Raw genomic sequence first — 21,108 nt, 5'->3', positions numbered from 1 at the left:
ACCTGAGGGCGCCGCTCCCTGCCGGCTCGGGTCAGACCCGGGCGTCGCCGCCGCGGAAGGCGACCCAGTGCTCGATCATGCGACGGGTCTGGCCCTGGGTGAAGTGGGTCATGCAGGCGTCGTCGCTGTAGTTCATGAAGTTGGTGACGGGGTCCTCCCCCGGCAGGTCCGGACAGCTGTCCCGGCCCTTCGGGCAGCCCGCGGCGGCCTCGCGTTCGTACGGGGTGTCGTCCACGTAGTCGCCCGGGCTCCGGCAGCCGTTCTGGAACGTGTGGAACAGTCCCAGCCAGTGGCCCACCTCGTGGGTTCCGGTGTGGCCCTCGTTGAAGCGGTCCCGCTCACCGCCCGGAAGGGTGTCGTGTGCGATCACCACCCCGTCCTGGGACGGCTTGTCCGGGTAGTCCTGCGGGAAGGTCGAGTAGCCGAGCAGGCCGGACTCGAGTTCGGTGGTGTAGATGTTCAGGGTCTCGGGACCGCCCTGGCGCAGGCGGGACCGGATGGTGTCGCGGTACCGGTTGAAGTCGCGGAACCAGGCGTCGTCGGCGTTGCGGGTGACGTCGGCCAGCTCGAAGCGGAAGCCTGTGTCCGTGCCCTCGGAACCGAGTGCGTATTCCCCCCGGTAGGCCTGGTCGAGGACGTCGACCTGCTCCTGGATCCGCCGGTCGCTCACGTCACCGCGGCCGTCCTCGGCGGAGATCACGTGGACGACCACCGGAACCGTGTAGGGCGGGGCGAGTTCGTGGCCGCGCAGGGGGACCAGCGCCTCGCGCAGCTGGTCCTCGTACTCGGCCGCCTGCTCCGGGGTGACCTCCACCCCCTCGGCGGCGTCCGCGCCCGGGTCGGCCACCCGGGTGTGCGCCGCCCGGGCCGCGGTGTCCGCGGCGTCGGAACCCGGTGAGCAGTACGGGTCCGGCTCGGCCGCCGCCCCGGCCCGCACGGGTCCGGGGTCGGTGGGAACTGGCAGCGCGTTCGCCACCAGACCGGTCAGTGCGAGTGCGCACACGGCCAGGCCGGACCAGGTCGCGGCTGAGCCGCCGCGCGGGCTTCGTCCAATCACCTCACGGACTGTAGTTGTACGATTGCCCAACGATGGGCAGCCTTGCGTGGCCTTGCGAAGTATTTGCCCTGTTCGACCGGAAGATGACTGCTTTCGCCCTACTTCTGACCCACGGCCCAGGCACGGAGTTTGGCGATGCGCTCCCGGATCTGCGGTGGACTGGCCTGCGCGACCGGCGGCCCTCCGCAGGCGCGGCGCAGCTCGTTGTGGATCACCCCGTGCGGTTTGCCCGTGCGGTGGTGCCAGGCACCGACCAGGTTGCTGAGCTCCTTGCGCAGTTCGGCGAGGACCTCGTGGGTGGGCCCTGCCTCCTCCTCCGGCTCGGCCCTGCCCTTGGCCTTGAGCCGGCTGGCCTGGAGGTCGGCCTTGCGCTTGCGCAGCAGCTGGGAGACCTGGTCCGGGTCGAGCAGTCCGGGGAGGCCGAGGAAGTCCTCCTCCTCACTGGAACCGGGCGCGCCGCCCCCGCCGTACTCGAGGCCGTCGTAGAGCGCGCGGTCGAACTCCGCGGCGGACTCCATGGTCTCGAAGGGGAGCTCCTCCCCCGCGTCGGGGGAGTCCTTCTTCTTGTTGGCCTCCTTGAGGAGGTCCTCCTCCGGGTACTCGTCGTCCGAGGGCTGCTTGTCGAGGACGTGGTCGCGCTCGCGCTCCATCTCCCCCGCGTACTCCAGCAGGGTCGGCACCGACGGCAGGAACACCGAGGCCACCTCACCGCGCTGGCGCACACGCACGAAACGGCCGATGGCCTGTGCGAAGAACAGCGCCGTACTGGTGGAGGTCGCGTACACGCCCACCATCAGGCGGGGCACGTCCACGCCCTCGGAGACCATCCGGACCGCGACCATCCAGCGGTCGTCACCGTTGGCGAACCGGGTGATCTTCTTGGAGGCGGTCGGGTCGTCGGAGAGCACCACGGTGGCGCCCTTGCCGGTGATCTGGCGCAGGATCCGCGAGTAGGCCCGGGCGTTCTCGTGGTCGCTGGCGATGACCAGGCCGCCCGCGTCCGGGTGGGTCTTGCGCACCTCGGTCAGACGGCGGTCGGCCGCGTGCAGGACCTTCTTGATCCAGTCGCCCTTGGGGTCCAGCGCGGCGCGCCAGGCCTGGGACAGCGCGTCCTGGGTGAGGGGTTCGCCGAGCCTGGCGGCGAGCTCGTCGCCCGCCCGGGTCCGCCAGCGCATCTCGCCGGAGTAGGCCATGAAGATGACCGGGCGCACCACCCCGTCCTCCAGTGCGGGCGCGTACCCGTAGCTGTAGTCCCACGAGCAGCGGCGCACCCCGGCCTGGTCCTGCACGTAGTCCACGAACGGGATGGGGTTGATGTCGGAGCGGAACGGGGTGCCGGTCAGGGACAGCCGGCGCGTGGCCGGGTCGAAGGCCTCCCGGACCGCGTCACCCCAGGACAGGGCGTCGCCCGCGTGGTGGACCTCGTCGAAGACGACCAGGGTCTTGCGCGCCTCGGTGCGGTTGCGGTGCAGCATCGGGTGCGCGGCGATCTGCGCGTAGGTGACGGCCACGCCGACGTACTGGCGGCCGAGCGCGCCCTGCCCGTTCTTGAAGTCGGGGTCGATGGCGATGCCGAACCGGGCCGCCGCCTCGGCCCACTGCTTCTTGAGGTGCTCGGTGGGGCAGACGATGGTGATGGCGCGCACCGCGTGCCGCTGGAGGAGCTCGCTCGCCAGGGTGAGCGCGAAGGTGGTCTTGCCCGCGCCGGGCGTGGCCACCGCGAGGAAGTCGCGTGGCTGCCTGCGGAAGTACTCCTCGAAGGCCTCGCGCTGCCAGGCCCGAAGGCCGCTCAGGCGATCCTCGGGTGTGGTCTGCGTCACCGTCATTCGTTCCGTCCCCCGTTGCTCACTGCTTGAGGTTAGCGGCCGCCGGGGACCGAACCGGGAGCCCCGGCAGTGGTGCCGCGCACAACGGCCCACCCGCGCGCCGCCTCAAGCGCCGCCGCACGACGGCGCGGCACGGTGCTCACCGCACCGCGCCGCGTCGTCGCTCGAAAACCGTCTCGAAAACGTCTTTCCCCGAGGTTCCCTAGGCTCCGTCGCTTTCCTCAGGTACCGCTTCCACCCCGGCACCCTCTCCGTCCTCGGGGACCGCCTCGACCCCACCGGCATCGGGGTCGGCCTCCCCCTCGGGCCCCTCGGTACCGATACCCGTCGTGTCCACCGCACCGTCGTTGAACGGCATGTGCGGGGAGAGCGCCGGGAAGGCGAAGAACCACAGCAGTGCGGCACCGCCGGCCAGCAGGCCCACCGCCATGATGAACTTGGAGGCCCAGGGACCGGGCAGGATGCGCCAGATCAGACCGTACATTCGTGCGTCCCCTCTCCTAGGCGTCCGGTGCCATGTGGGCGATGCTGTCGGGCATGCCCTCGGACTTGGGTGTGGTCTCGGTCAGTTCCGCCCACACGATGAGCCGGTGCGTGTTGTTGAGCTTGGGGGCACACGTGGTGAGGGTGATCAGGGCCCGTCCGGGCTCCTCCTCCGAGGCCTCCTCGAAGGGGTCGGGGGAGACCACCCAGAAGTCCTCGGGCAGGACTGTCTCCTCGCGGAAGACCTCGTAGGTGTAGAAGTTCTCGCCGTCCTCCAGCACCATGACGTCGCCCTCGTCGAGCAGGTCCAGGTCCCAGAAGAGGCCGGGGGTGCGATGCGCCGCGATCCCGTAGTTGCCCAGTTCACCGGGGGCGCTGTCGTACTGGGTGTAGCGGCCGGGGCTGTACTGGATGTCCTCCGGCGTGGTGCCGTTGACCACCACCCAGTCCAGGTCGAGGTCCGGGATGTACAGGCGGCTGTCGGCGCTGCCCGGAAGGGGTTCGGAGTCCGGGCCCCGTTCGTCGACGGCGGCCCATGCCTCGTCCAGGCCGTCGGCCAGGCCCTGCTGCTCCCGGTCGGTCTCCCACTGGGAGCCGTACACCTCGTAGGCGGCGTAGAAGAGCATCAGCAGACCCGCGGTCAGCAGGATCTCGCCGAAGAACCGGACGAACCCGCGGACGACGTCGCCCGGGGTGGCCCTGGGTTTGCGGGCACGCCGCCTTCGGCCCCGTGAGGGCCGCTCCCGCTCCTCGTCCGAGGGGTGGGACTCATCGTGGAACTGCCGTTCAGTTGTGGACACCAATACGACCTACTCCTGTGGACGCTTTCGTGTGCACCCGGGTGACCGGAGGGGGATGACGAGCGGGCCCCCGTACACGGATGCGGCAGAACTTCGACCTCGTGTTGGTACACAGCGCTGAGGAGCGACGAGCTGAACACGTCTGCGGGGGTTCCCTGCGCGGCGACCTGCCCTCCGGAGAGTACCGCCACACGATGGGCGTACGCGGCCGCAAGCCCCAAATCGTGCAGGACCACGATAACCGCCCCACCGTGGGACGCCAGCGTACGCGCGACGGAGAGCACGAGTTCGTGGTCCCGAAAGTCCGTCGCGGCCGGAGCGGGAGCGCACCGGCGGCCCGGCCCGGGACACGACGAAGGCCTCGGCTCACCCGGAAGGGGTGGGTCAAGGCCTTTCGCGCACGACCGGGGGGTCGCCTACTTCATCATCTCCTCGTACGCCCTCTTGCAGTCCGGGCACACGGGGAACTTCTTCGGGTCGCGGTTGGGCACCCAGACCTTGCCGCACAGCGCGATCACCGGGTCGCCGGTCACCGCGCTCTGGGTGATCTTGTCCTTCTGCACGTAGTGGGCGAACCGCTCGCGGTCACCGTCGTCGTGCGAGATGTCCGGCCTGGTCTCGCTGTCCGGAAGAACCTTGTTCAGGACATCCATCGACATCGTCCTCACACCTTTCAACGTCCGTGTACCACGGTATAGGGTGTCGCGGCCCGCCCCACCGGGTGCGGTACCGCCCAGTTCACGTCTGGGGGTCAGTTCATGCTGGGATCGTCAGGATAGGTCGACAGCAGGGCCATCTCACCCCCCTGACGGCGCAGCACCCGGGACCAGAGGGATTCGGGAGCGCCTCCGAAGAGGTCGTCGGCGAGGGCGTCGACCACGTACCAGGCGCCGTCCTCGATCTCCCCCGTCAGCTGCCCCGCGCTCCACCCGGCGTACCCCGCGAACACGCGCAGGGCGCTCAGGGAGGCGCCCAGGACCTCCGTGGGAGCGTCCAGGTCCACCATCCCGACACCGGACAGCTCCGGCCCCGGAACACCCCCCTCGAGCGGGGCCCAGCCGGGTGGCGCCTCGTCCGGAGGCGCGGCCCCGAGGGCGATCCCGGAGTCGGTGCCGACCGGCCCGCCCGAGAACATCACCGCGGGGGCGCTCGCGTAGGCGCCCCAGTCGGTCACCACCTCGTCCACCGGCAGCTCGAGCGGACGGTTGAGGATCACTCCGAGGGTGCCGTCGTCGGCGTCGTCCACGACGAACACCACCGAACGGCGGAAGGAGTCCTCCTGGAGAAGGGGGGCGGCCACCAGCAGGCGCCCGGTCAGAGTCGACTGGTCCATGGTCCACCTTTACCCGGAAATCCCGTCCGTTGGTCGCCCCTCGCCGGGAAGCTCTCCCGAACCGCTGCCCCGGCCCTACTCCGCCTGGTTGCGCTGCGCCACCTCGCGCACCGCGGTGGCCACGTGGTTCGACAGGTCCGAGTGGAAGACGCTCGGGACGATGTAGTTCGGGCCCAGCTCGTCCTCGCTGACCACGTCGGCGAGGGCCTCGGCGGCCGCCACCATCATGTCGGAGGTGACGTGGTGGCTCTGGGCGTCCAGCAGACCGCGGAAGAAGCCGGGGAAGACCAGGACGTTGTTGATCTGGTTCGGGTAGTCGCTGCGACCGGTGGCGACCACGCCCGCGTGCAGGTGCGCGACCTCGGGGTCGACCTCGGGGTCGGGGTTGGCCAGCGCGAAGATGATCGAGTCCTCGTTCATCTCGGCGATGTCCTCACCGCTGAGCAGGTTCGGGGCGGAGACGCCGATGAAGACGTCGGCACCGGCCACGGAACCCTTGAGGTCGCCGCTGTAGCCCTCGGGGTTGGTGTTCTCCGCGATCCAGCGCAGGTTGCTGTCCAGGTCCTCGCGGCCCGCGTGGACGGCGCCCCGGACGTCGCTGACGATGACGTCGCGCGCACCGGCGTGCATGAGCAGCTTGAGGATGGCGGTACCGGCCGCGCCCGCGCCGGACATGGCGATGCGGACCTCGGAGAGCTTCTTGTTCACCACGCGCAGGGCGTTGCGGAGCGCGGCGAGCACGACGATGGCGGTGCCGTGCTGGTCGTCGTGGAAGACGGGGATGTCCAGCAGCTCGCGCAGGCGGGCCTCGACCTCGAAGCAGCGCGGAGCGGAGATGTCCTCCAGGTTGATGCCGCCGAAGCCCGGGGCCAGCAGCTGGACGGTGCGGACGATCTCGTCGACGTCCTGGGTGTCCAGGGCGATGGGCCACGCGTCGATGTCGGCGAAGCGTTTGAACAGGGCCGCCTTGCCCTCCATGACGGGCATGGCGGCCTCGGGGCCGATGTTGCCCAGGCCGAGCACGGCCGATCCGTCGGTGACCACGGCGACGCTGTTGCGCTTGATGGTCAGGCGGCGGGCGTCGTCCTTGTTGGCGGCGATGGCCTGGGAGACGCGGGCCACACCGGGGGTGTAGGCCATCGAGAGCTCGTCGCGGTTGCGCAGCGGCACCTTCGACTTCATCTCGATCTTGCCGCCGAGGTGCATGAGGAAGGTGCGGTCGCTGACCTTGTGGACCACGACCCCCTCGACCGCGCCGAGGGCGTCGACGATGGCCTGGGCGTGCTCGGTGTCGCGGGCGGCGCAGGTGACGTCGATGCGGATGCGCTCGTGCCCAGCGGCCGCCACGTCCAGGGCGGTGATCATGCCGCCGACCTGCTCCACCGCGTTGGTGAGGCTGCCGACAGCGCTGCCTCCGGCGTCCAGTTCGAGTCGGACGGTGATGGAGTACGAAACGCTGGGAAGGGTGGCCACGTATTGCTCCTTGGCTTTTGCTGATGTCATGCGTCCGCGGGGCGCACCGGCGGCCCCTCCCGTGGACGTACGGACCGACGTCGGGACTCCTCCACCGGGGGATCGGGGAACGGCCTGCACTCCGTGGCCCGGTCCGGTGGAGCCTCGTCGGCGCCTGCGCGCCGATCGGACCCGGGTCCGTGACGGTTGCGCGTCCCGCGATGGAACACCCTGTCATCGGGTGTCCGGCACGGGCCTCGGCCTGTGGGCGGGGCGGCACTTGAGAGCCCACAACCGAGTCGCCTCACCTTACCCGAGTCAAGTGGGTGACGTCAGCACAAGGTGACAATTAACGCCTTCGGAAAAAATCGCATAAGTTCTCGTTAAGTCGGGGCGTCCGACAGGGGTCTAAGCGCCCCCTGGCCCCTGAGCGCGGTCGGCCGCGGCGCGCACCACCACGTCGGCGCAGGCGTCGGTGGAGAGCACGGTGGAGTTCACCACCAGGTGGTAGTGGACCGGATCGGCCGGGTCGACGCGGTAGAAGCGGCGCACGTAGGCGGCCCGGGCCCGGTCGTTGTCGTCCAGCAGCCGGGGTGTGGGCCGGGTGGGGCCCCAGCCGTGGCCGCCGCACTCCTCGCGGTCCCCCGCGTCCCACAGCCGGCGCGCCCTGTTCAGGCGCGCCTCCCGGTCCCCGTCGAGGCGGACGTGGAGCGCGCCCGGGTGGTCGGCCAGGACCACCGCGGCGGCCCGGCCCAGGATCACGCCGCCGCCCCGGGCGACGTCGCGGATGACGCGTTCGGTCTGCTCGACGAACTCGTGGTCGTAGAGGAGCCGACCCTCGTCGTTCGTGGTGCCGATGAAGGCGGTGTCCACGCTGCCGAGCGTGACGGTGGGCAGACGGGCGGCGCTGGAGAGCAGCCGTTCGAGTCCGCCGAGGGCGCGGTCGTCGCGCTGGAGCGCCTCGTCGAGGGAGCAGCCGATCTCGGCGGCCACCGCGCTGGGCACCGCGCGGTTGAGGAAGGGCACGTTGAGCCGTGCGGCGACGGCGGGGCCGACCACACTGCCTCCGGCACCGAAGGTCGCCGAGATCGTGACCACGGGGTCAGCGCCGTGCGCGAGGGGAGCGTCGTTCGTCGCCATGGAACACCTGCCGGGTTCGCCACGCGGGCCGGTGGACCGCTGTTGCGAAACTTCTACCCGAAGTCGGTGTGGCTATCCCACGATCTTCAAATCGGTAAATACGTGACGTTTTGCCACTCGTGGTGACATCTCGCCAGAGAACATCCCCCGGGGCGACCGGTGACGACCGCCCCGGGGACGGGGGTCAGAACAGCGCCGAGGTGAGCTTGCGGCGGGCCGCGCCCACCCGGGGGTCGCCCGCGGGCAGCAGGTCGAAGAGGGCCAGCAGGTGCTCACGCACCCGGTCGCGGTCCTCGTCGGCGGTCTGCCTGACCGTCTGGATCAACCGGTCGAAGGCGTCCTCGAACTTGCCGCCGTACATGTCGATGTCGGCGACGGTGATCTGCGCGTCCACGTCGGCCGGGTTGTCGGCAGCGGCCTGGCGCACGGCGGGGCCGTCCACGTCCTGCAGGCGGCCGATCAGCCGGATCTGGGCGAGCTTGGCCTTGAGGTCGGGGTTCTTCGGGTCGGCCCCCAGGGCCTTCTCGAACACCGCCGCGGCGGCCTCGAAGTCACCGCGTTCCAGAGCGGCCTGCGCCTCCGCGGTGACCGGGTCCTCCTCGGACTCGGGCTCGCCGGCCAGGTCCTCCTCCGGCATCGCGGACGGGTCGCCGTCCACCGTGCCGGGGTGCCCGGGGGGCAGCATGCCCTGCTGGGAGAGGGCGGCGAAGACCTGGGTCAGGCCCTCACGCAGCTGCTCCTCGGTGGCCGGTCCCTGCATCAGGGGCATGACCTGGCCCTGGACCGCGATGATGATCGTGGGGGTCCCGGAGACACGGAGCGCCTGCACCAGCTGGGGGCTGGCGTCGCTGTCCACCTTGGCCAGGAGCCAGTTTCCGCCGGAGCCCTTGGAGAGCTTGTCGAGAACCGCCTCGACCTGCTTGGACTGCTCGGACCAGCTCGCCAGCACCGCCAGCACGACCGGAGCGGCCATCGACCGCTCCAGCACCTGCTGGAAGTTGGACTCGTCGGCGTTGACGGAGTAGGGGTTGGTTCGACCGGCCGACTCCTCGGCACGCTGCTTGGCCTCACGTTCCAAGGCCGCCTTGCGCGCCCCGAGGTCAACCGCACTGTTCGGTGAAAAGTCCGAAGGCTGCATGATCCCTATCCTGCCGTATCCCGGAGCGGCGCGGAGACCGCCCCGGGAAGCCTTCAGCGAACCCCCACCCCAGGGAGTTTCCGTGAGGGCGCCGCCAGGGTGCTGCAAAACGAGTCGAGCCGCTGGCGAGGAACGAGCCAGAGTCAGGACTGCGCCGCAGGCGTCCGTTGAGGGTGGTGGCGGGCGACGGGCGGGCGTGGACGAGGATTCTGTGTCTCTTGAACACCGATCCCTGGCTTTCTGGGCGCCCGAACACGCGCCGAAGCGAAGCGGAGGCGCAAGGCTAGAAACGCGGGTCCTCCGTGTAGGTACCGAACTCCTCGCCCATCGTGGCGCAGATCTCGCCGAGGGTGGCCTCGGCCCGGGCGGCGTCCATGATGAGCGGGATCAGGTTGCCGTCGTCGGCGCGGACGCCCTCCAGCAGGCGGGCCAGCGCGCGGTCGACGCTGTCCTTGTCGCGCGCGGAGCGCCGCTCCGCGAGGACGCGCTTCTGCTCGTGCTCGACCTCGTGGCTGATCTTGAGGATGTCCAGCTCGCCGGAGACGGTTCCGGTGTGGCAGTTGACCCCGACGATGCGCTTGTCGCCCTTCTCCAGGGCCTGCTGGTACTGGAAGGCGGATTCGGCGATCTCGGAGCTGAAGTAGCCGTTCTCGATCCCGGCGAGGATGCCGGAGGTCATCGGGCCGATGGCGTGCTCGGCGTCCTCTCCGCCGCCCATCCGGAGGATGTGCTCGAAGATCCGCTCGGCCTCGGCCTCGATCTCGTCGGTGAGGGCCTCCACGTACCAGGATCCGCCGAGCGGGTCGGCGACGTTGACGACCCCGGTCTCCTCCATGAGGACCTGCTGGGTGCGCAGGGCGATCTCGGCGGACTGCTCGGTGGGCAGGGCCAGGGTCTCGTCGAGGGCGTTGGTGTGCAGCGAGTTGGTGCCGCCGAGCACCGCGGAGAGCGCCTCGACGGCGGTGCGCACCACGTTGTTGTAGGGCTGCTGGGCGGTGAGGGAGACCCCTGCGGTCTGGGTGTGGAACCGCAGCCACTGGGCCTTCTCGGTCTTCGCCCCGTAGGTGTCGCGGATCCAGCGGGCCCAGATGCGGCGGGCGGCGCGGAACTTGGCGATCTCCTCGAAGAAGTCGATATGGGCGTCGAAGAAGAAGGACAGCCCCGGGGCGAAGCGGTCGATGTCCAGGCCCCGGGAGAGGCCGAGCTCCACGTAGCCGAACCCGTCGGCCAGGGTGTACGCCAGCTCCTGCGCGGCCGTGGCCCCGGCCTCCCGGATGTGGTACCCGGAGACGGAGAGCGGTTTGAAGGCGGGGATGTGCTCGGCGCAGTACTCCATCAGGTCGCCGATGAGGCGCAGGTGGGGCTCCGGCGGGTACAGCCACTCCTTCTGGGCGATGTACTCCTTGAAGATGTCGGTCTGGAGCGTGCCGTTGAGGCCGCCGATGTCGACGCCCTGGCGTTCGGCGGCGACCAGGTACATGCAGAAGGCCGGGATGGCCGGTCCGCTGATGGTCATGGACGTGGTGGTCTCGCCGAGCGGGATGCCGTCGAAGAGCAGGTCCATGTCGGCGACCGAGTCGATGGCGACTCCGCAGTGGCCGACCTCGCCCAGGGCGTGCGCCGAGTCGGAGTCGTGGCCCATGAGGGTGGGCATGTCGAAGGCCACCGAGAGTCCGCCGCCGCCCTGGGCGAGGATCATCTTGTAGCGCTCGTTGGTCTGCCTGGCGTTGCCGAAGCCGGCGAACTGGCGGATGGTCCAGGCCCGGCCCCGGTACCCGGTGGGGTAGAGGCCGCGGGTGTAGGGGTACTCGCCGGGCCAGCCGATCCGCTCGAAGCCGGGTACCTCGGCGCCGGGGCGGGGTCCGTAGGCGGGTTCGAGGGGGCGCCCGGACAGCGAGGTGAAGTCGGCGTCGCGCTTGCGGGCCGAGTCGTAGCGGCGCTGCCAGCGGTCGCGTCCGGCCTCGATCTCGTGGGCCCCGCCGCCGTTGGTGAGGTCTCCTGTGGTGTTCGCCATACCAAGATAGTAGGACGTCCAACTAATGATGTACAGGCGGGGCGCCCATGGCGTCCATGCCCCCGGAACGGGGCCGGTCAGCGCTGTTCGGCCGCTCCGGCGACAGGGGCGGGGAAGTCGCCGAAATCCACCCTGAGCCGGGTGAACATCTCGTGCATGCGCCAGAGCTCTTCGTCGGAGTAGCACCCGAGGCCGAAGTCCATGCCCAGGAGCGCCTGGGTGGCCTCCTCGGTGACCTCGCGCCCGGCTTCGGTGATCTCCGCCAGCACACCGCGGCCGTCGCTCGGGTTGGGGAGGCGGAGCACCAGCCCCTGCCCCTCCAGCCGGTCGATGGTGTTGGTGACGCTGGTGGGGTGCACCATCAGGCGCTCGCCGATCTTGCCCAGCGGCAGCGAGCCGGAGGAGCTGAAGGTGAGCAGGACCAGCGCTTCGTAACGGGCGAAGGTCAGACCGAACGGCTTGAGGGCGCCGTCCAGCTCGCCGATGAGGATCTGCTGCGCGCGCATGACGGAGGTGACCGCCGCCATGGCGGGCGAGGCACCCCATCTCTGACTCCAGTTGTCGTGAGCGCGCTCGATCGGGTCGAACGGAAGGTTCAAAGGGTTTCCCACGCCGTCACTCTAGGCCGTGTTCCACCGGCGCCGAACGGGGCTTCCGGCACGGATCACACCGGCCCGCCTCCGTCAAGGAGGTTCCGGTGGCCACAAGGGGCCAGCCCCGGCCGAAAGGCACTGGTCCGCACCGCCACCTCGGAAACGCCGCTGGCCGCACGCCCCACACGGGCCCCGGGGGAACCGCACGTGAAAAAAGCCACGAAGAACTCATTGACGAGCCCAGAAACTATTAGTTAACTTTCCTAATAATTTAATACCGCACGTCAGAGGTACCGAGATGCTCCGTAATGACCGCCGAGCCCGTTCTCCACCCCCACCCGCGCCCACGTTCCTGTGCAATCGACCCCCTCCGTCCGACGCCCTCGCGCCGACGGTCGGCACCACTCCCCCACTGCCGTTCACGCACCAGGAGACCTCGCAACGTGAGAACCCCACGCCTTCGAACCCGGCTCGCGGCGCTGTTCGCCGTGATGATCGCCGTCCCCCTCGCCCTGACCCCCGCCACCGCCTCCGCCGAGGCCTCCGACGTCACCGTCACCTACGTGGAGACCAGCCGCTGGGAGAGCGGCTACGGCGGCCAGCTCACCATCGACAACGCCGCCGGCACCGCGCTCACCGACTGGACCGTCGAGTTCACCCTCCCCCAGGGCAGCGCCATCACCAGTCTGTGGAACGCCCGGCACTCCGAGTCCGGCGGCACGCACACCGTCACCGCCCCCTCGTGGGGAGCCCCGGTGCCCGCCGGCGGCAGCTACACCGTCGGTTGGAACGGGACCCACTCCGGCGGCGACACCGCCCCGGAGAACTGCCTCGTCAACGGAAACCCCTGCTCGGGCGAGCCCGGCGAGAAGGACGAGGAAGCGCCCACCGCCCCCGGCGGACCAGCCGTCACCGGCGTCACCGCGAACACGGTGTCGCTGTCCTGGGAGGCCGCCGAGGACAACGTCGCCGTGGCCGGGTACGAGGTCCTCTCCGCCGGTGAGGTGGTCCGCGCGGTCGGCGCCGACACCCTGGACGCCACCGTGAGCGGCCTGGTCCCCGAGACCGGGTACACCTTCACCGTCCGCGCCTACGACACCTCCAACAACCGCGGCCCGGAGAGCGAAGCGGTCACCGCGACCACGGAGAAGGACGACGGCGGACCCACCGACCCGCCCGGGGACCGGCGCGTCGCCTACTTCACCCAGTGGGGCATCTACGACCGCGGCTACCTCGTGAACGACATGGAGACCTCCGGCACCGCCGAGAAGCTCACCCACGTCAACTACGCCTTCGGCAACGTCAACGCCGGCGGTGAGTGCTTCATGGCCAACCAGCTGGGCCAGGGCGACGCCTGGGCCGACTACGGCCGCTCCTTCAGCGCCGACCAGAGCGTGGACGGGGTCGGGGACACCTGGTCCCAGGACCTGCGCGGCAACTTCAACCAGCTGCGCAAGCTCAAGGAGCAGCACCCGGACCTGAAGGTCAACATCTCGCTCGGCGGCTGGACCTGGTCCGAGCACTTCTCCGACGCCGCGCTCACTCCCGAGTCCCGCGAGCGCGTGGTCTCCTCCTGCATCGACCTGTACCTGAAGGGGAACCTGCCGGCCTTCGACGGCGCGGGCGGCCCCGGCTCGGCCAACGGCGTCTTCGACGGCATCGACCTCGACTGGGAGTGGCCCGGCTCCGAGGGGCACGAGCACAACACGGTCCGTCCCGAGGACAAGGAGAACTTCACCGCCCTGGTCCAGGAGTTCCGCGACCAGCTCGACGCCCTGGAGACCGACACCGGGCGCGAGTTCGAACTGACCGCGTTCCTGCCCGCCGACCCGGAGAAGATCGAGCTGGGCTTCGAGATGGACCGGCTCATGCCCAACTTCGACTTCGTCACCGTCCAGGGCTACGACTACCACGGCGCCTGGGAGGACACCACCAACCACCAGTCCAACCTGGTGGAGCACCCCCAGGACCCGGGGCCCGACGTCTTCTCCACCGAGACCACCGTGCAGGCCTACCTGGACCGCGGCGTCGACCCGGCCGACATGGTGCTCGGACTGCCCTTCTACAGCCGCGGCTGGACCGGGGTGCCCGCCGGTCCCGACGGCGACGGCCTCTTCCAGAACGCCACCGGCCCCGCTCCCGGTAGCTACGAGGCGGGCATCGAGGACTGGAAGGTCGTCAAGGACCTGCCCGGTTTCGAGCTGCACCGCGACGACGCCTCCGGGACGGCGTGGCTGTACGACGGCACCACGTTCTGGACCTACGACGACGAGATCGCCCTGGCCCAGAAGACCGGCTGGGCGGTGGACGCCGGCCTCGGCGGGGTCATGATCTGGTCCATCGACGGCGACGACGCGAACGGCAGTCTGATGACCGCCGTGGACACCGCCCTCGGCGGCTAGCCCTTCCCCTCGCTCGCCGGCAACCACAGGAGAAACAGGGGTCCCGGCCTGTACGGCCGGGACCCCTTACTCTTGCGGACCGCAACTCGTCAAGACCTCCGTGTGGCCACAAGGGGACAGTTCCCGTCGCCCCTCACCGGTCCGGCCCGTCAACTCGGCAGATCCGCTGGAAGGACCGGGCGCGGCCCGGAAATCCGCCGAGGGGCCGCAGAAATTTCACGGCAGGCGTTGACGTCACCCGTAATTATTAGTTAAGTTTCCTAAAAATTAATCCCCCCACGTCAGGGCAGCACGAAGCCCCCACGGCCCCTGACTCCGTCCCCCCAGGAGACTCGCGACGTGAGCTCACGACGACTCAGAAACCGCCTCGCGGTGATGGCCGCCGCCGTAGTGGTGGCACCGATGGCACTGTTCGTGCCACCGGTGGCCGCAGAGGAGGCCGACGCCTCCGACCTCAGGGTCACCTACGTCGAGTCGGCCCGCTGGAACACCGGCTACTCCGGCGAGATCACCGTCCACAACCCCACCGGGGCGGACCTGACCGACTGGACCCTGGAGTTCGACCTCCCCGAGGGCAGCAGCGTCCACCAGCTGTGGAACGCCACCCTCGCGGGCTCCGCCGCGGACGGCTACACCGTGACCCCGCCCCACTGGGGCGCCGTGGTCCCCGCCGGCGGCACCTACGAGTTCGGGTTCAACGGAGTCCACACCGGCGGCAACAGCCACCTGGTCGATTGCACCGTCAACGGCTCCCCCTGCTCCGGTGAACCCGACGAGGGCCCCCAGCACGGTGACCTCAGCGTCGCGTACTTCACCCAGTGGGGCGTCGAGGAGCGCGACTACCAGGTCCGCGACCTCATCGAGTCCGGCAGTGCCGAGAAGCTCACGCACATCAACTACGCGTTCGGCAACGTCGGCGCCGACGGCGAGTGCTTCATGACCGACGAGCCCGAGCAGGGCGACGCGCAGGCCGACTACGGCCGGGTCGTCCCCGCTGCGGAGAGCGTCGACGGCGCCGCCGACGGACCCCAGCAGCCCCTGCGCGGCAACTTCAACCAGTTGCGCAAGCTGAAGGAGCGGTACCCGAACCTGGCCGTCAGCGTCTCGCTGGGCGGCTGGAACTGGTCGCGGTACTTCTCCGACGCCGCGCTCACCCCCGAGTCCCGCGAGCGCATGGTGAGCTCCTGCATCGACCTGTACCTGAAGGGGAACCTGCCGGTCATCGGCGGCGCGGGCGGCGAGGGCGTCGGCTACGGCGTCTTCGACGGCATCGACCTCGACTGGGAGTGGCCCGCCTCCGACGGCAACCCGCACAACGTCGTCCGCCCCGAGGACCGGGAGAACTTCACCGCCCTGGTCCAGGAGTTCCGCGACCAGCTCGACGAGCTCGGTGACGAGACCGGCCGCCACTTCGAGCTCAGCTCGTTCATGCCCGCCGGCCCCTGGCGGATCGACACCGGCTACGAGCTGGACGAGATCATGCCCGACCTCGACTTCGTCACCGTCCAGGGCTACGACTACCACGGCACCTGGGAGGCGGTCACCAACCACCATTCCAACCTGGCGCCGGACCCGCGCGATCCGGGCGACGTGATCTCCACCCGGACCACCGTGCAGGCCTACCTCGACCGCGGCGTCGACCCCGAGAAGATCGTTCTGGGCGTGCCCTTCTACAGCCAGGGCTGGACCGGCGTGGAAGCCGGACCGGAGGGCGACGGGCTCTTCCAGCCCGCCGCGGGCCCGGCCCCCGGCACCTACGCCGACGGGACCGAGGAGTACCGGATCCTGAAGGAGCGGAGCGGATTCGACCTCTACCGCGACGACGACCTCGGGACGGCCTGGCTCTACGACGGCGAGACCTTCTGGACCTTCGACGACGAGACCGCCATGACCCAGAAGACCGACTGGGTGACGGAGAACGGCCTCGGCGGCGTGATGATCTGGTCCATCGACGGCGACGACGCCGACGGCAGCCTGATGGCGGCCATCGACGCGGCGCTCGGAAGATAGGACCCACAGACCCCCGTCTCCGGCCTCGGCCGGAATCGGGGACCGCGGTGTCGGTGCTCTGATCCGGGGAGCACCGCCGCCGGGGCCGGGGCGGACCGACGTGCGACGGTCCGCCCCGGCCGCTTCGTGTCTCGGAGCAGGGACCCCAGGACGTGCCTAGGCGTCCGGTTCGGTGCCCAGTTCCTTGAGCAGGAGGTCGGCGGCGGCGTAGGGGTCGCGTTCCCCGGCCGCGACCTCGCGGGCCAGCCCCTCCAGGCCGCTGCCCGCACCCACGCCGCCCATCCGGGCGCGCAGCAGGTCCAGCACGATCGCCTGCACCTCGTCACGGGCGCGTTCGCGGCGCCGCGAGGCGAGCTCACCGGACTTCTCCAGGTGGGCGAAGTGCTCCTCGATCCGGCCCCAGAGTTCGCCGACGCCCTCGTCCTCGGCGGCGACCGTCATGACGATCGGCGGCTTCCACTCCTCGTCGGTGCGGTCCTTCATCGCGACCATCTGGCGCAGCTCGCGCAGGGTCACCTTGGCGCCGTCACGGTCGGCCTTGTTCACCGCGAACACGTCGGCGACCTCCAGCACCCCGGCCTTGGCCGCCTGCACCGAGTCGCCCATCCCGGGCGCGCACAGCACGACGGTGGTGTCCGCCTGACCGGCGATCTCCACCTCGGCCTGGCCCACGCCGACGGTCTCCACGAGGATCACGTCGAACCCGGCCGCGTCCAGCACCCGCAGCGCGTGCGGGGTCGCCCACGACAGACCGCCCAGGTGCCCGCGGTTGGCCATGGACCTGATGTACACGCCCGGGTCGGTGGCGTGCTCCTGCATCCGCACCCGGTCGCCGAGCAGGGCGCCGCCGGTGAAGGGCGACGAGGGGTCCACCGCCAGGACCGCGACCGACAGGCCCCGGGAGCGCACCGCGCGCACCACCGCGTTCGTGGTGGTGGACTTGCCGACCCCGGGAGAACCGGTGAACCCGACCACGCGGGCCCGGCCGGTGTGGGGCGCCAGCCCCGCCATGATCTCGCGCAGTTCGGCGGCACCGTTCTCGACCAGGGTGATCGCCCGGGCCAGCGCCCGGCGGTCACCCCCGCGAACCCGTTCGACCAGCTGGGGGGCGTTCATGCGACTCCTCGACTTTGACGAGCAGAGAGAAAGGGCGGGAGCTTGTGGCCCCCGCCCAGTACGTTCTCACCTCGGCCCGGCCCGCGCACGGACCGGGGGTGGTGTCCTTACCGTCCTACTCGGCGGGAACGGTGAACAGCAGGGCGTCGCCCTGGCCGCCGCCACCGCACAGGGCTGCCGCGCCGAGCCCGCCGCCGCGGCGGCGCAGCTCGTGGACCAGGTGCAGGGCGATGCGCGCGCCGGAGGCGCCGATGGGGTGGCCGATCGCGATGGCGCCGCCGTTGACGTTGACGATGTCGTCGGAGACCCCGAGGTCCTGGATGGACTGGAGGCCGACCGCGGCGAAGGCCTCGTTGATCTCGACGAGGTCCAGGTCCTCGACCGACTTGCCCGCCTTGGCCAGCGCGTGCTTGATCGCGTTGGAGGGCTGGGAGTGCAGCGAGTTGTCCGGGCCCGCGACGTTCCCGTGCGCGCCGATCTCGGCGAGGACCGGAGCGCCGAGCTCCTCGGCCTTGGCGCGGCTCATCACGACCACCGCGGCGGCGCCGTCGGAGATCTGCGAGGAGGAGCCGGCGGTGATGGTGCCCTCGCGGTCGAAGGCCGGGCGCAGCCTGCCCAGGCTCTCGGCGGTGGTGTCGGGGCGGACGCCCTCGTCCGCGGAGAAGACCACCGGGTCGCCCTTGCGCTGCGGGATCTCGACCGGGACGATCTCCTCGTCGAAGCGCCCCTCGGCGGCCGCGGCGGCGGCGCGCTGGTGGGAGCGTGCGGCGAAGGCGTCCTGTTCGGGGCGCCCGATGCCGAGCTTGCTGTTGTGGCGCTCGGTGGAGGCGCCCATCGAGTCGCCCTCGAAGGCGTCGGTGAGGCCGTCGTGCGCCGTGGCGTCCAGGACCTCGATGGAGCCGTACTTGTAGCCCTTGCGGGACTTGGGCAGCAGGTGCGGGGCGTTGGTCATGGACTCCATGCCGCCCGCGACCACGATGTCGAACTCACCCGCGCGGATGAGCTGGTCGGCCAGGGCGATGGCGTCCAGGCCCGACAGGCAGACCTTGTTGATGGTCACGGACGGGACATCCATGGGGATGCCCGCCTTGACCGCGGCCTGGCGGGAGGGGATCTGTCCGGCGCCGGCCTGCAGCACCTGTCCCATGACCACATATCCGACCTGGTCGCCGCTGATCCCGGCGCGCTCCAGCGCGGCCTTGATCGCGAAGCCGCCCAGGTCTGCGGCGGAGAACCCGGCGAGGGAGCCGAGGAGTCGGCCGGTGGGGGTCCGTGCCCCACCGACGATGACGGAACCGGACATCTTAACTGGCCTCCAAGTGATGGGTGACGCACCTGGTCTGCAACGATACCCACACACATCACACTGAAGTTCGGGAGGTTCGCCCAGTGAGTGACGCACCCAGCCCCACCGGCCCGTTCTCCGGCCTGACCCGGTTGGACCACGTGGGGATCGCCTGCCGCGACCTCGACGCGTCCATCGAGTTCTACCGGACGACGTACGGCTTCGAGGTCGAGCACGAGGAGGTCAACGAGGAGCAGGGCGTCCGTGAGGCGATGCTCCGGATCAACGGCACGGACGATGGCGGCGCCACCTGTCTGCAACTGCTGGAGCCGACCCGGGAGGACTCACCCGTCGCGAAGTTCCTGGCCCGCAACGGGGAGGGCGTGCACCACATCGCCTTCGGCACCGGGGACGTGGCCGCGAGCGCGGCCGGGATCGGCGGACGCGGGGTGCGGGTGCTGGACGCCGAACCCCGGACCGGGACCGCGGGTTCGCAGATCGTCTTCCTGCACCCGAAGGACTGTGGCGGGGTCCTCACCGAGTTGGTACAAAGCAACCACCAGCCGCAGATCAGCACACCCTGAGGGCGCGATTCGCCCGGATCACGTCACGGGGACGTTCCGGACACATCACAGCTTGAGTTCCTGCGGGGCGGCTGACCATAGACCCCGCCGGAAGTTACACGAAACCCCCTTCCCAGGGGTTCCGCGCTTGATAAAGTCGGCTAGCTGCCGGATGTACTTTTCTTCCGGCGTTGGTCCATGTCTTGCGGTCCGGTAAGTGAGCCGGGTCGGCCGTATCCGCCGCGTCCACCGCACCGGGACGACCGTCGGAGGCGGTCGGGGCCGTTCGAGAACCCGTCGCACCGGTCCGCCCGCACCTCGTTCGCGCACCCGGGCAACAACCGTCCACCGGGGGCACAGCAGCCGCCCTCCTGCCCTCCCCGGCAGTTTGCAAGTAGCCGTCTCGCACCCGTTCAGGATTCCGCCACATGTCGTCAAACAACATTGACACCCAGCTCAACAACATCTTCGACGAAGACAACACTCCGCCCGAGTTCGACGTGGTGCTGCGTGGCTTTGACCGCACCCAGGTGCAGGACTACCTGGACGGCCTGCGCAACGAGGTCAAGCAGTCGAGCAAGCAGCTCGAAAAGGCCAAGTCGGAACTGGCCGCCAAGAACCGCCAGCTCCAGGAGCGCGAGCGCCCCTCCTACTCCGGCCTGGGCTCGCGTATCGAAGAGCTCCTGCGCCTCGCCGAGGAGCAGGCCAACGAGCTGGTGCAGAGCGCCCAGATCGACGCCAACGACATCCGCTCGACCGCCCAGATCGAGGCCGCCGAGATGCGCGCCGCCGCGGAATCGGAGGCCACCGAGGTCCGGACGCTGGCCCAGCGCGAGGCCGACGAGCTGCGCCAGGCCGCCGAGTCCGAGGCCGAGGAGATCAGCACCACCGCCCGCCGCGAGGCCGACGAGCTGGCCTCCACCACCGAGCGCGAGGTGCAGAAGAAGCGCTCGGCCGTCGACCACGAGATCGCCGAGAAGCGCGCCACCTTCGAGGGTGAGATCGCGAAGCTGCGCACCACCACCGAGCGTGAGTGCGCCCAGGCCCGCGCCGCCGCCAAGCGTGAGCGCGACGAGACCATCCAGGCGGCCAAGAGCCAGGCCGAGGAGCTCCGCAAGAACGCCGAGCGGGCCTACGCCGAGTCCGAGGCGCGCCGCACCGAGACCGAGGACCAGTTCGAGCTCCAGCTGGCCGACCGCCGTGCCGAGGCCGAGCGTCAGGACGCCGAGCGTCTGGCCGCCGCCCAGGCCGCCACGCAGAAGATGGTCAACGAGGCCGAGGAGCGCGCCGCCAGCGCCGAGCAGCGCGCCACCAACGCCAGCCAGCAGGCCGAGCAGACCCGCCGCGACGCCGAGAACCACGCCAAGCAGCTGGTCAGCAACGCCAAGAAGAACGCCGGGCAGATCGAGGCCGAGGCCAAGTCCAAGGCCGAGCACCAGCTCAGCGACGCCAAGTCCGAGGCCAACCGGGTCATGACCGCCGCCAAGAAGGAGGTCGACGAGCTCAACCGCCAGCGGGACAGCATCCAGTCGCACCTCCAGCAGCTGCGCCAGCTGCTCGGTGGCGGCGGCGCTCCGGCCGCCCCGGCGGCTCCCGCCGCCCCCGCTCCCGCCGCGATCCAGCAGGAGGCCGCCCCGGCCGCTCCCGCGGCGGAGGAGCCCAAGCAGCCGGCCCACTCCGGCAAGGGCTCCGACGACGAGGACTGGTGGCAGGAGTAACGACCGGCCGCCGCTGAAGACGGCTGAGTCGTACTGACACGGCGAAGGGCCCGGCCCCGGGGATGTGAGTCCTCGGCGCCGGGCCCTTCGTCATCCCGCTTCCCTGATGATCTTGCCGCCGGAGGCGGTTTCGGCGCCGGCCTCGTCTCTGGTGGCGAGATCATCGCGGTCGGGGGCG

17 protein-coding genes are annotated in these 21,108 nt (G+C 70.3%); 4 read left to right on the top strand and 13 right to left on the bottom strand.

Translation table 11 applies throughout. From position 1 onward, the window contains the following. Positions 1–31: 31 nt before the first annotated feature. The 11 genes from D458_RS0130760 to D458_RS0130710 form a co-directional block, all read right to left on the bottom strand. On the bottom strand, positions 32–1,057 hold the full coding sequence (locus tag D458_RS0130760; RefSeq protein WP_051049820.1) for a zinc metalloprotease: 1,026 nt from the start codon (positions 1,055–1,057) through the stop codon (positions 32–34). A gap of 98 nt (positions 1,058–1,155) precedes the next feature. Beyond that, complete coding sequence (locus D458_RS0130755) at positions 1,156–2,883, bottom strand: DEAD/DEAH box helicase (RefSeq protein WP_017590562.1); 1,728 nt, start codon at positions 2,881–2,883, stop codon at positions 1,156–1,158. A gap of 202 nt (positions 2,884–3,085) precedes the next feature. Continuing rightward, entirely contained in the window at positions 3,086–3,367 is a 282-nt protein-coding gene (locus D458_RS0130750) for a hypothetical protein (RefSeq protein WP_017590561.1), read from the bottom strand. Between the two features lie 16 nt (positions 3,368–3,383). Then, complete coding sequence (locus tag D458_RS0130745) at positions 3,384–4,169, bottom strand: class E sortase (RefSeq protein WP_017590560.1); 786 nt, start codon at positions 4,167–4,169, stop codon at positions 3,384–3,386. A 413-nt stretch (positions 4,170–4,582) separates the two neighbouring features. Then, on the bottom strand, positions 4,583–4,825 hold the full coding sequence (locus D458_RS0130740) for a DUF3039 domain-containing protein (protein ID WP_017546110.1): 243 nt from the start codon (positions 4,823–4,825) through the stop codon (positions 4,583–4,585). 92 nt (positions 4,826–4,917) lie between these two features. Continuing rightward, on the bottom strand, positions 4,918–5,499 hold the full coding sequence (locus D458_RS0130735; protein WP_017590558.1) for a YqgE/AlgH family protein: 582 nt from the start codon (positions 5,497–5,499) through the stop codon (positions 4,918–4,920). A gap of 75 nt (positions 5,500–5,574) precedes the next feature. Next, positions 5,575–6,972 carry an NAD-dependent malic enzyme gene (locus D458_RS0130730; protein WP_017590557.1) on the bottom strand — a complete coding sequence of 466 codons (1,398 nt, stop codon included), beginning with the start codon at positions 6,970–6,972 and terminating at the stop codon, positions 5,575–5,577. A gap of 387 nt (positions 6,973–7,359) precedes the next feature. Beyond that, positions 7,360–8,091 (bottom strand): cytidylate kinase-like family protein, encoded by a 732-nt coding sequence (locus D458_RS0130725; protein WP_017590556.1) that lies wholly within the window; start codon positions 8,089–8,091, stop codon positions 7,360–7,362. 184 nt (positions 8,092–8,275) lie between these two features. Continuing rightward, the gene (locus D458_RS0130720) at positions 8,276–9,229 is read right to left on the bottom strand and encodes a tetratricopeptide repeat protein (RefSeq protein ID WP_026119850.1); all 954 of its coding nucleotides are present in this window, start codon (positions 9,227–9,229) and stop codon (positions 8,276–8,278) included. 283 nt (positions 9,230–9,512) lie between these two features. Further along, positions 9,513–11,243, bottom strand: coding sequence for an acyl-CoA mutase large subunit family protein (locus tag D458_RS0130715; RefSeq protein WP_017590554.1), 1,731 nt, complete (start codon positions 11,241–11,243; stop codon positions 9,513–9,515). A gap of 77 nt (positions 11,244–11,320) precedes the next feature. Beyond that, positions 11,321–11,842 carry a MarR family transcriptional regulator gene (locus D458_RS0130710; protein ID WP_017590553.1) on the bottom strand — a complete coding sequence of 174 codons (522 nt, stop codon included), beginning with the start codon at positions 11,840–11,842 and terminating at the stop codon, positions 11,321–11,323. Positions 11,843–12,279: 437 nt separating this feature from the next. On the opposite strand from D458_RS0130710, the gene D458_RS0130705 reads away from it, so the two are divergent. Both D458_RS0130705 and D458_RS0130700 read left to right on the top strand, forming a co-directional pair. Then, positions 12,280–14,238: a glycoside hydrolase family 18 chitinase gene (locus tag D458_RS0130705; protein ID WP_017590552.1), complete on the top strand. Its 1,959-nt coding sequence runs from the start codon at positions 12,280–12,282 to the stop codon at positions 14,236–14,238. A gap of 339 nt (positions 14,239–14,577) precedes the next feature. Next, positions 14,578–16,248 carry a glycosyl hydrolase family 18 protein gene (locus D458_RS0130700; protein ID WP_026119849.1) on the top strand — a complete coding sequence of 557 codons (1,671 nt, stop codon included), beginning with the start codon at positions 14,578–14,580 and terminating at the stop codon, positions 16,246–16,248. A gap of 156 nt (positions 16,249–16,404) precedes the next feature. On the opposite strand, the gene meaB is transcribed toward D458_RS0130700, so the two are convergent. Continuing rightward, entirely contained in the window at positions 16,405–17,364 is a 960-nt protein-coding gene (gene meaB / locus D458_RS0130695; RefSeq protein WP_017590551.1) for a methylmalonyl Co-A mutase-associated GTPase MeaB, read from the bottom strand. Positions 17,365–17,479: 115 nt separating this feature from the next. Continuing rightward, the gene (locus D458_RS0130690; RefSeq protein ID WP_017590550.1) at positions 17,480–18,667 is read right to left on the bottom strand and encodes an acetyl-CoA C-acetyltransferase; all 1,188 of its coding nucleotides are present in this window, start codon (positions 18,665–18,667) and stop codon (positions 17,480–17,482) included. A gap of 86 nt (positions 18,668–18,753) precedes the next feature. Between D458_RS0130690 and mce the strand changes: the two genes are divergently transcribed. Beyond that, positions 18,754–19,233: a methylmalonyl-CoA epimerase gene (gene mce / locus D458_RS0130685; RefSeq protein ID WP_017590549.1), complete on the top strand. Its 480-nt coding sequence runs from the start codon at positions 18,754–18,756 to the stop codon at positions 19,231–19,233. 407 nt (positions 19,234–19,640) lie between these two features. Next, complete coding sequence (locus D458_RS0130680; protein WP_017590548.1) at positions 19,641–20,930, top strand: DivIVA domain-containing protein; 1,290 nt, start codon at positions 19,641–19,643, stop codon at positions 20,928–20,930. Positions 20,931–21,108: the final 178 nt, after the last annotated feature.

The organism is Nocardiopsis ganjiahuensis DSM 45031 (assembly GCF_000341085.1).
Taxonomy (GTDB): Bacteria; Actinomycetota; Actinomycetes; order Streptosporangiales; family Streptosporangiaceae; genus Nocardiopsis; species Nocardiopsis ganjiahuensis.
Note: the sequence above shows the minus strand (reverse complement) of the source record. Positions and strands in the feature narration are given on the sequence as shown.

Bases quoted from the DNA above. Each gene is read 5' to 3' on its own strand.
- D458_RS0130755 (WP_017590562.1), bottom strand. From the start codon at position 2,883: ATGACGGTGACGCAGACCACACCCGAGGATCGCCTGAGCGGCCTTCGG.
- D458_RS0130750 (WP_017590561.1), bottom strand. From the start codon at position 3,367: ATGTACGGTCTGATCTGGCGCATCCTGCCCGGTCCCTGGGCCTCCAAG.
- D458_RS0130740 (WP_017546110.1), bottom strand. From the start codon at position 4,825: ATGTCGATGGATGTCCTGAACAAGGTTCTTCCGGACAGCGAGACCAGG.
- D458_RS0130735 (WP_017590558.1), bottom strand. From the start codon at position 5,499: ATGGACCAGTCGACTCTGACCGGGCGCCTGCTGGTGGCCGCCCCCCTT.
- D458_RS0130725 (WP_017590556.1), bottom strand. From the start codon at position 8,091: ATGGCGACGAACGACGCTCCCCTCGCGCACGGCGCTGACCCCGTGGTC.
- D458_RS0130720 (WP_026119850.1), bottom strand. From the start codon at position 9,229: ATGCAGCCTTCGGACTTTTCACCGAACAGTGCGGTTGACCTCGGGGCG.
- D458_RS0130715 (WP_017590554.1), bottom strand. From the start codon at position 11,243: ATGGCGAACACCACAGGAGACCTCACCAACGGCGGCGGGGCCCACGAG.
- meaB (WP_017590551.1), bottom strand. From the start codon at position 17,364: ATGAACGCCCCCCAGCTGGTCGAACGGGTTCGCGGGGGTGACCGCCGG.
- D458_RS0130690 (WP_017590550.1), bottom strand. From the start codon at position 18,667: ATGTCCGGTTCCGTCATCGTCGGTGGGGCACGGACCCCCACCGGCCGA.
- D458_RS0130680 (WP_017590548.1), top strand. From the start codon at position 19,641: ATGTCGTCAAACAACATTGACACCCAGCTCAACAACATCTTCGACGAA.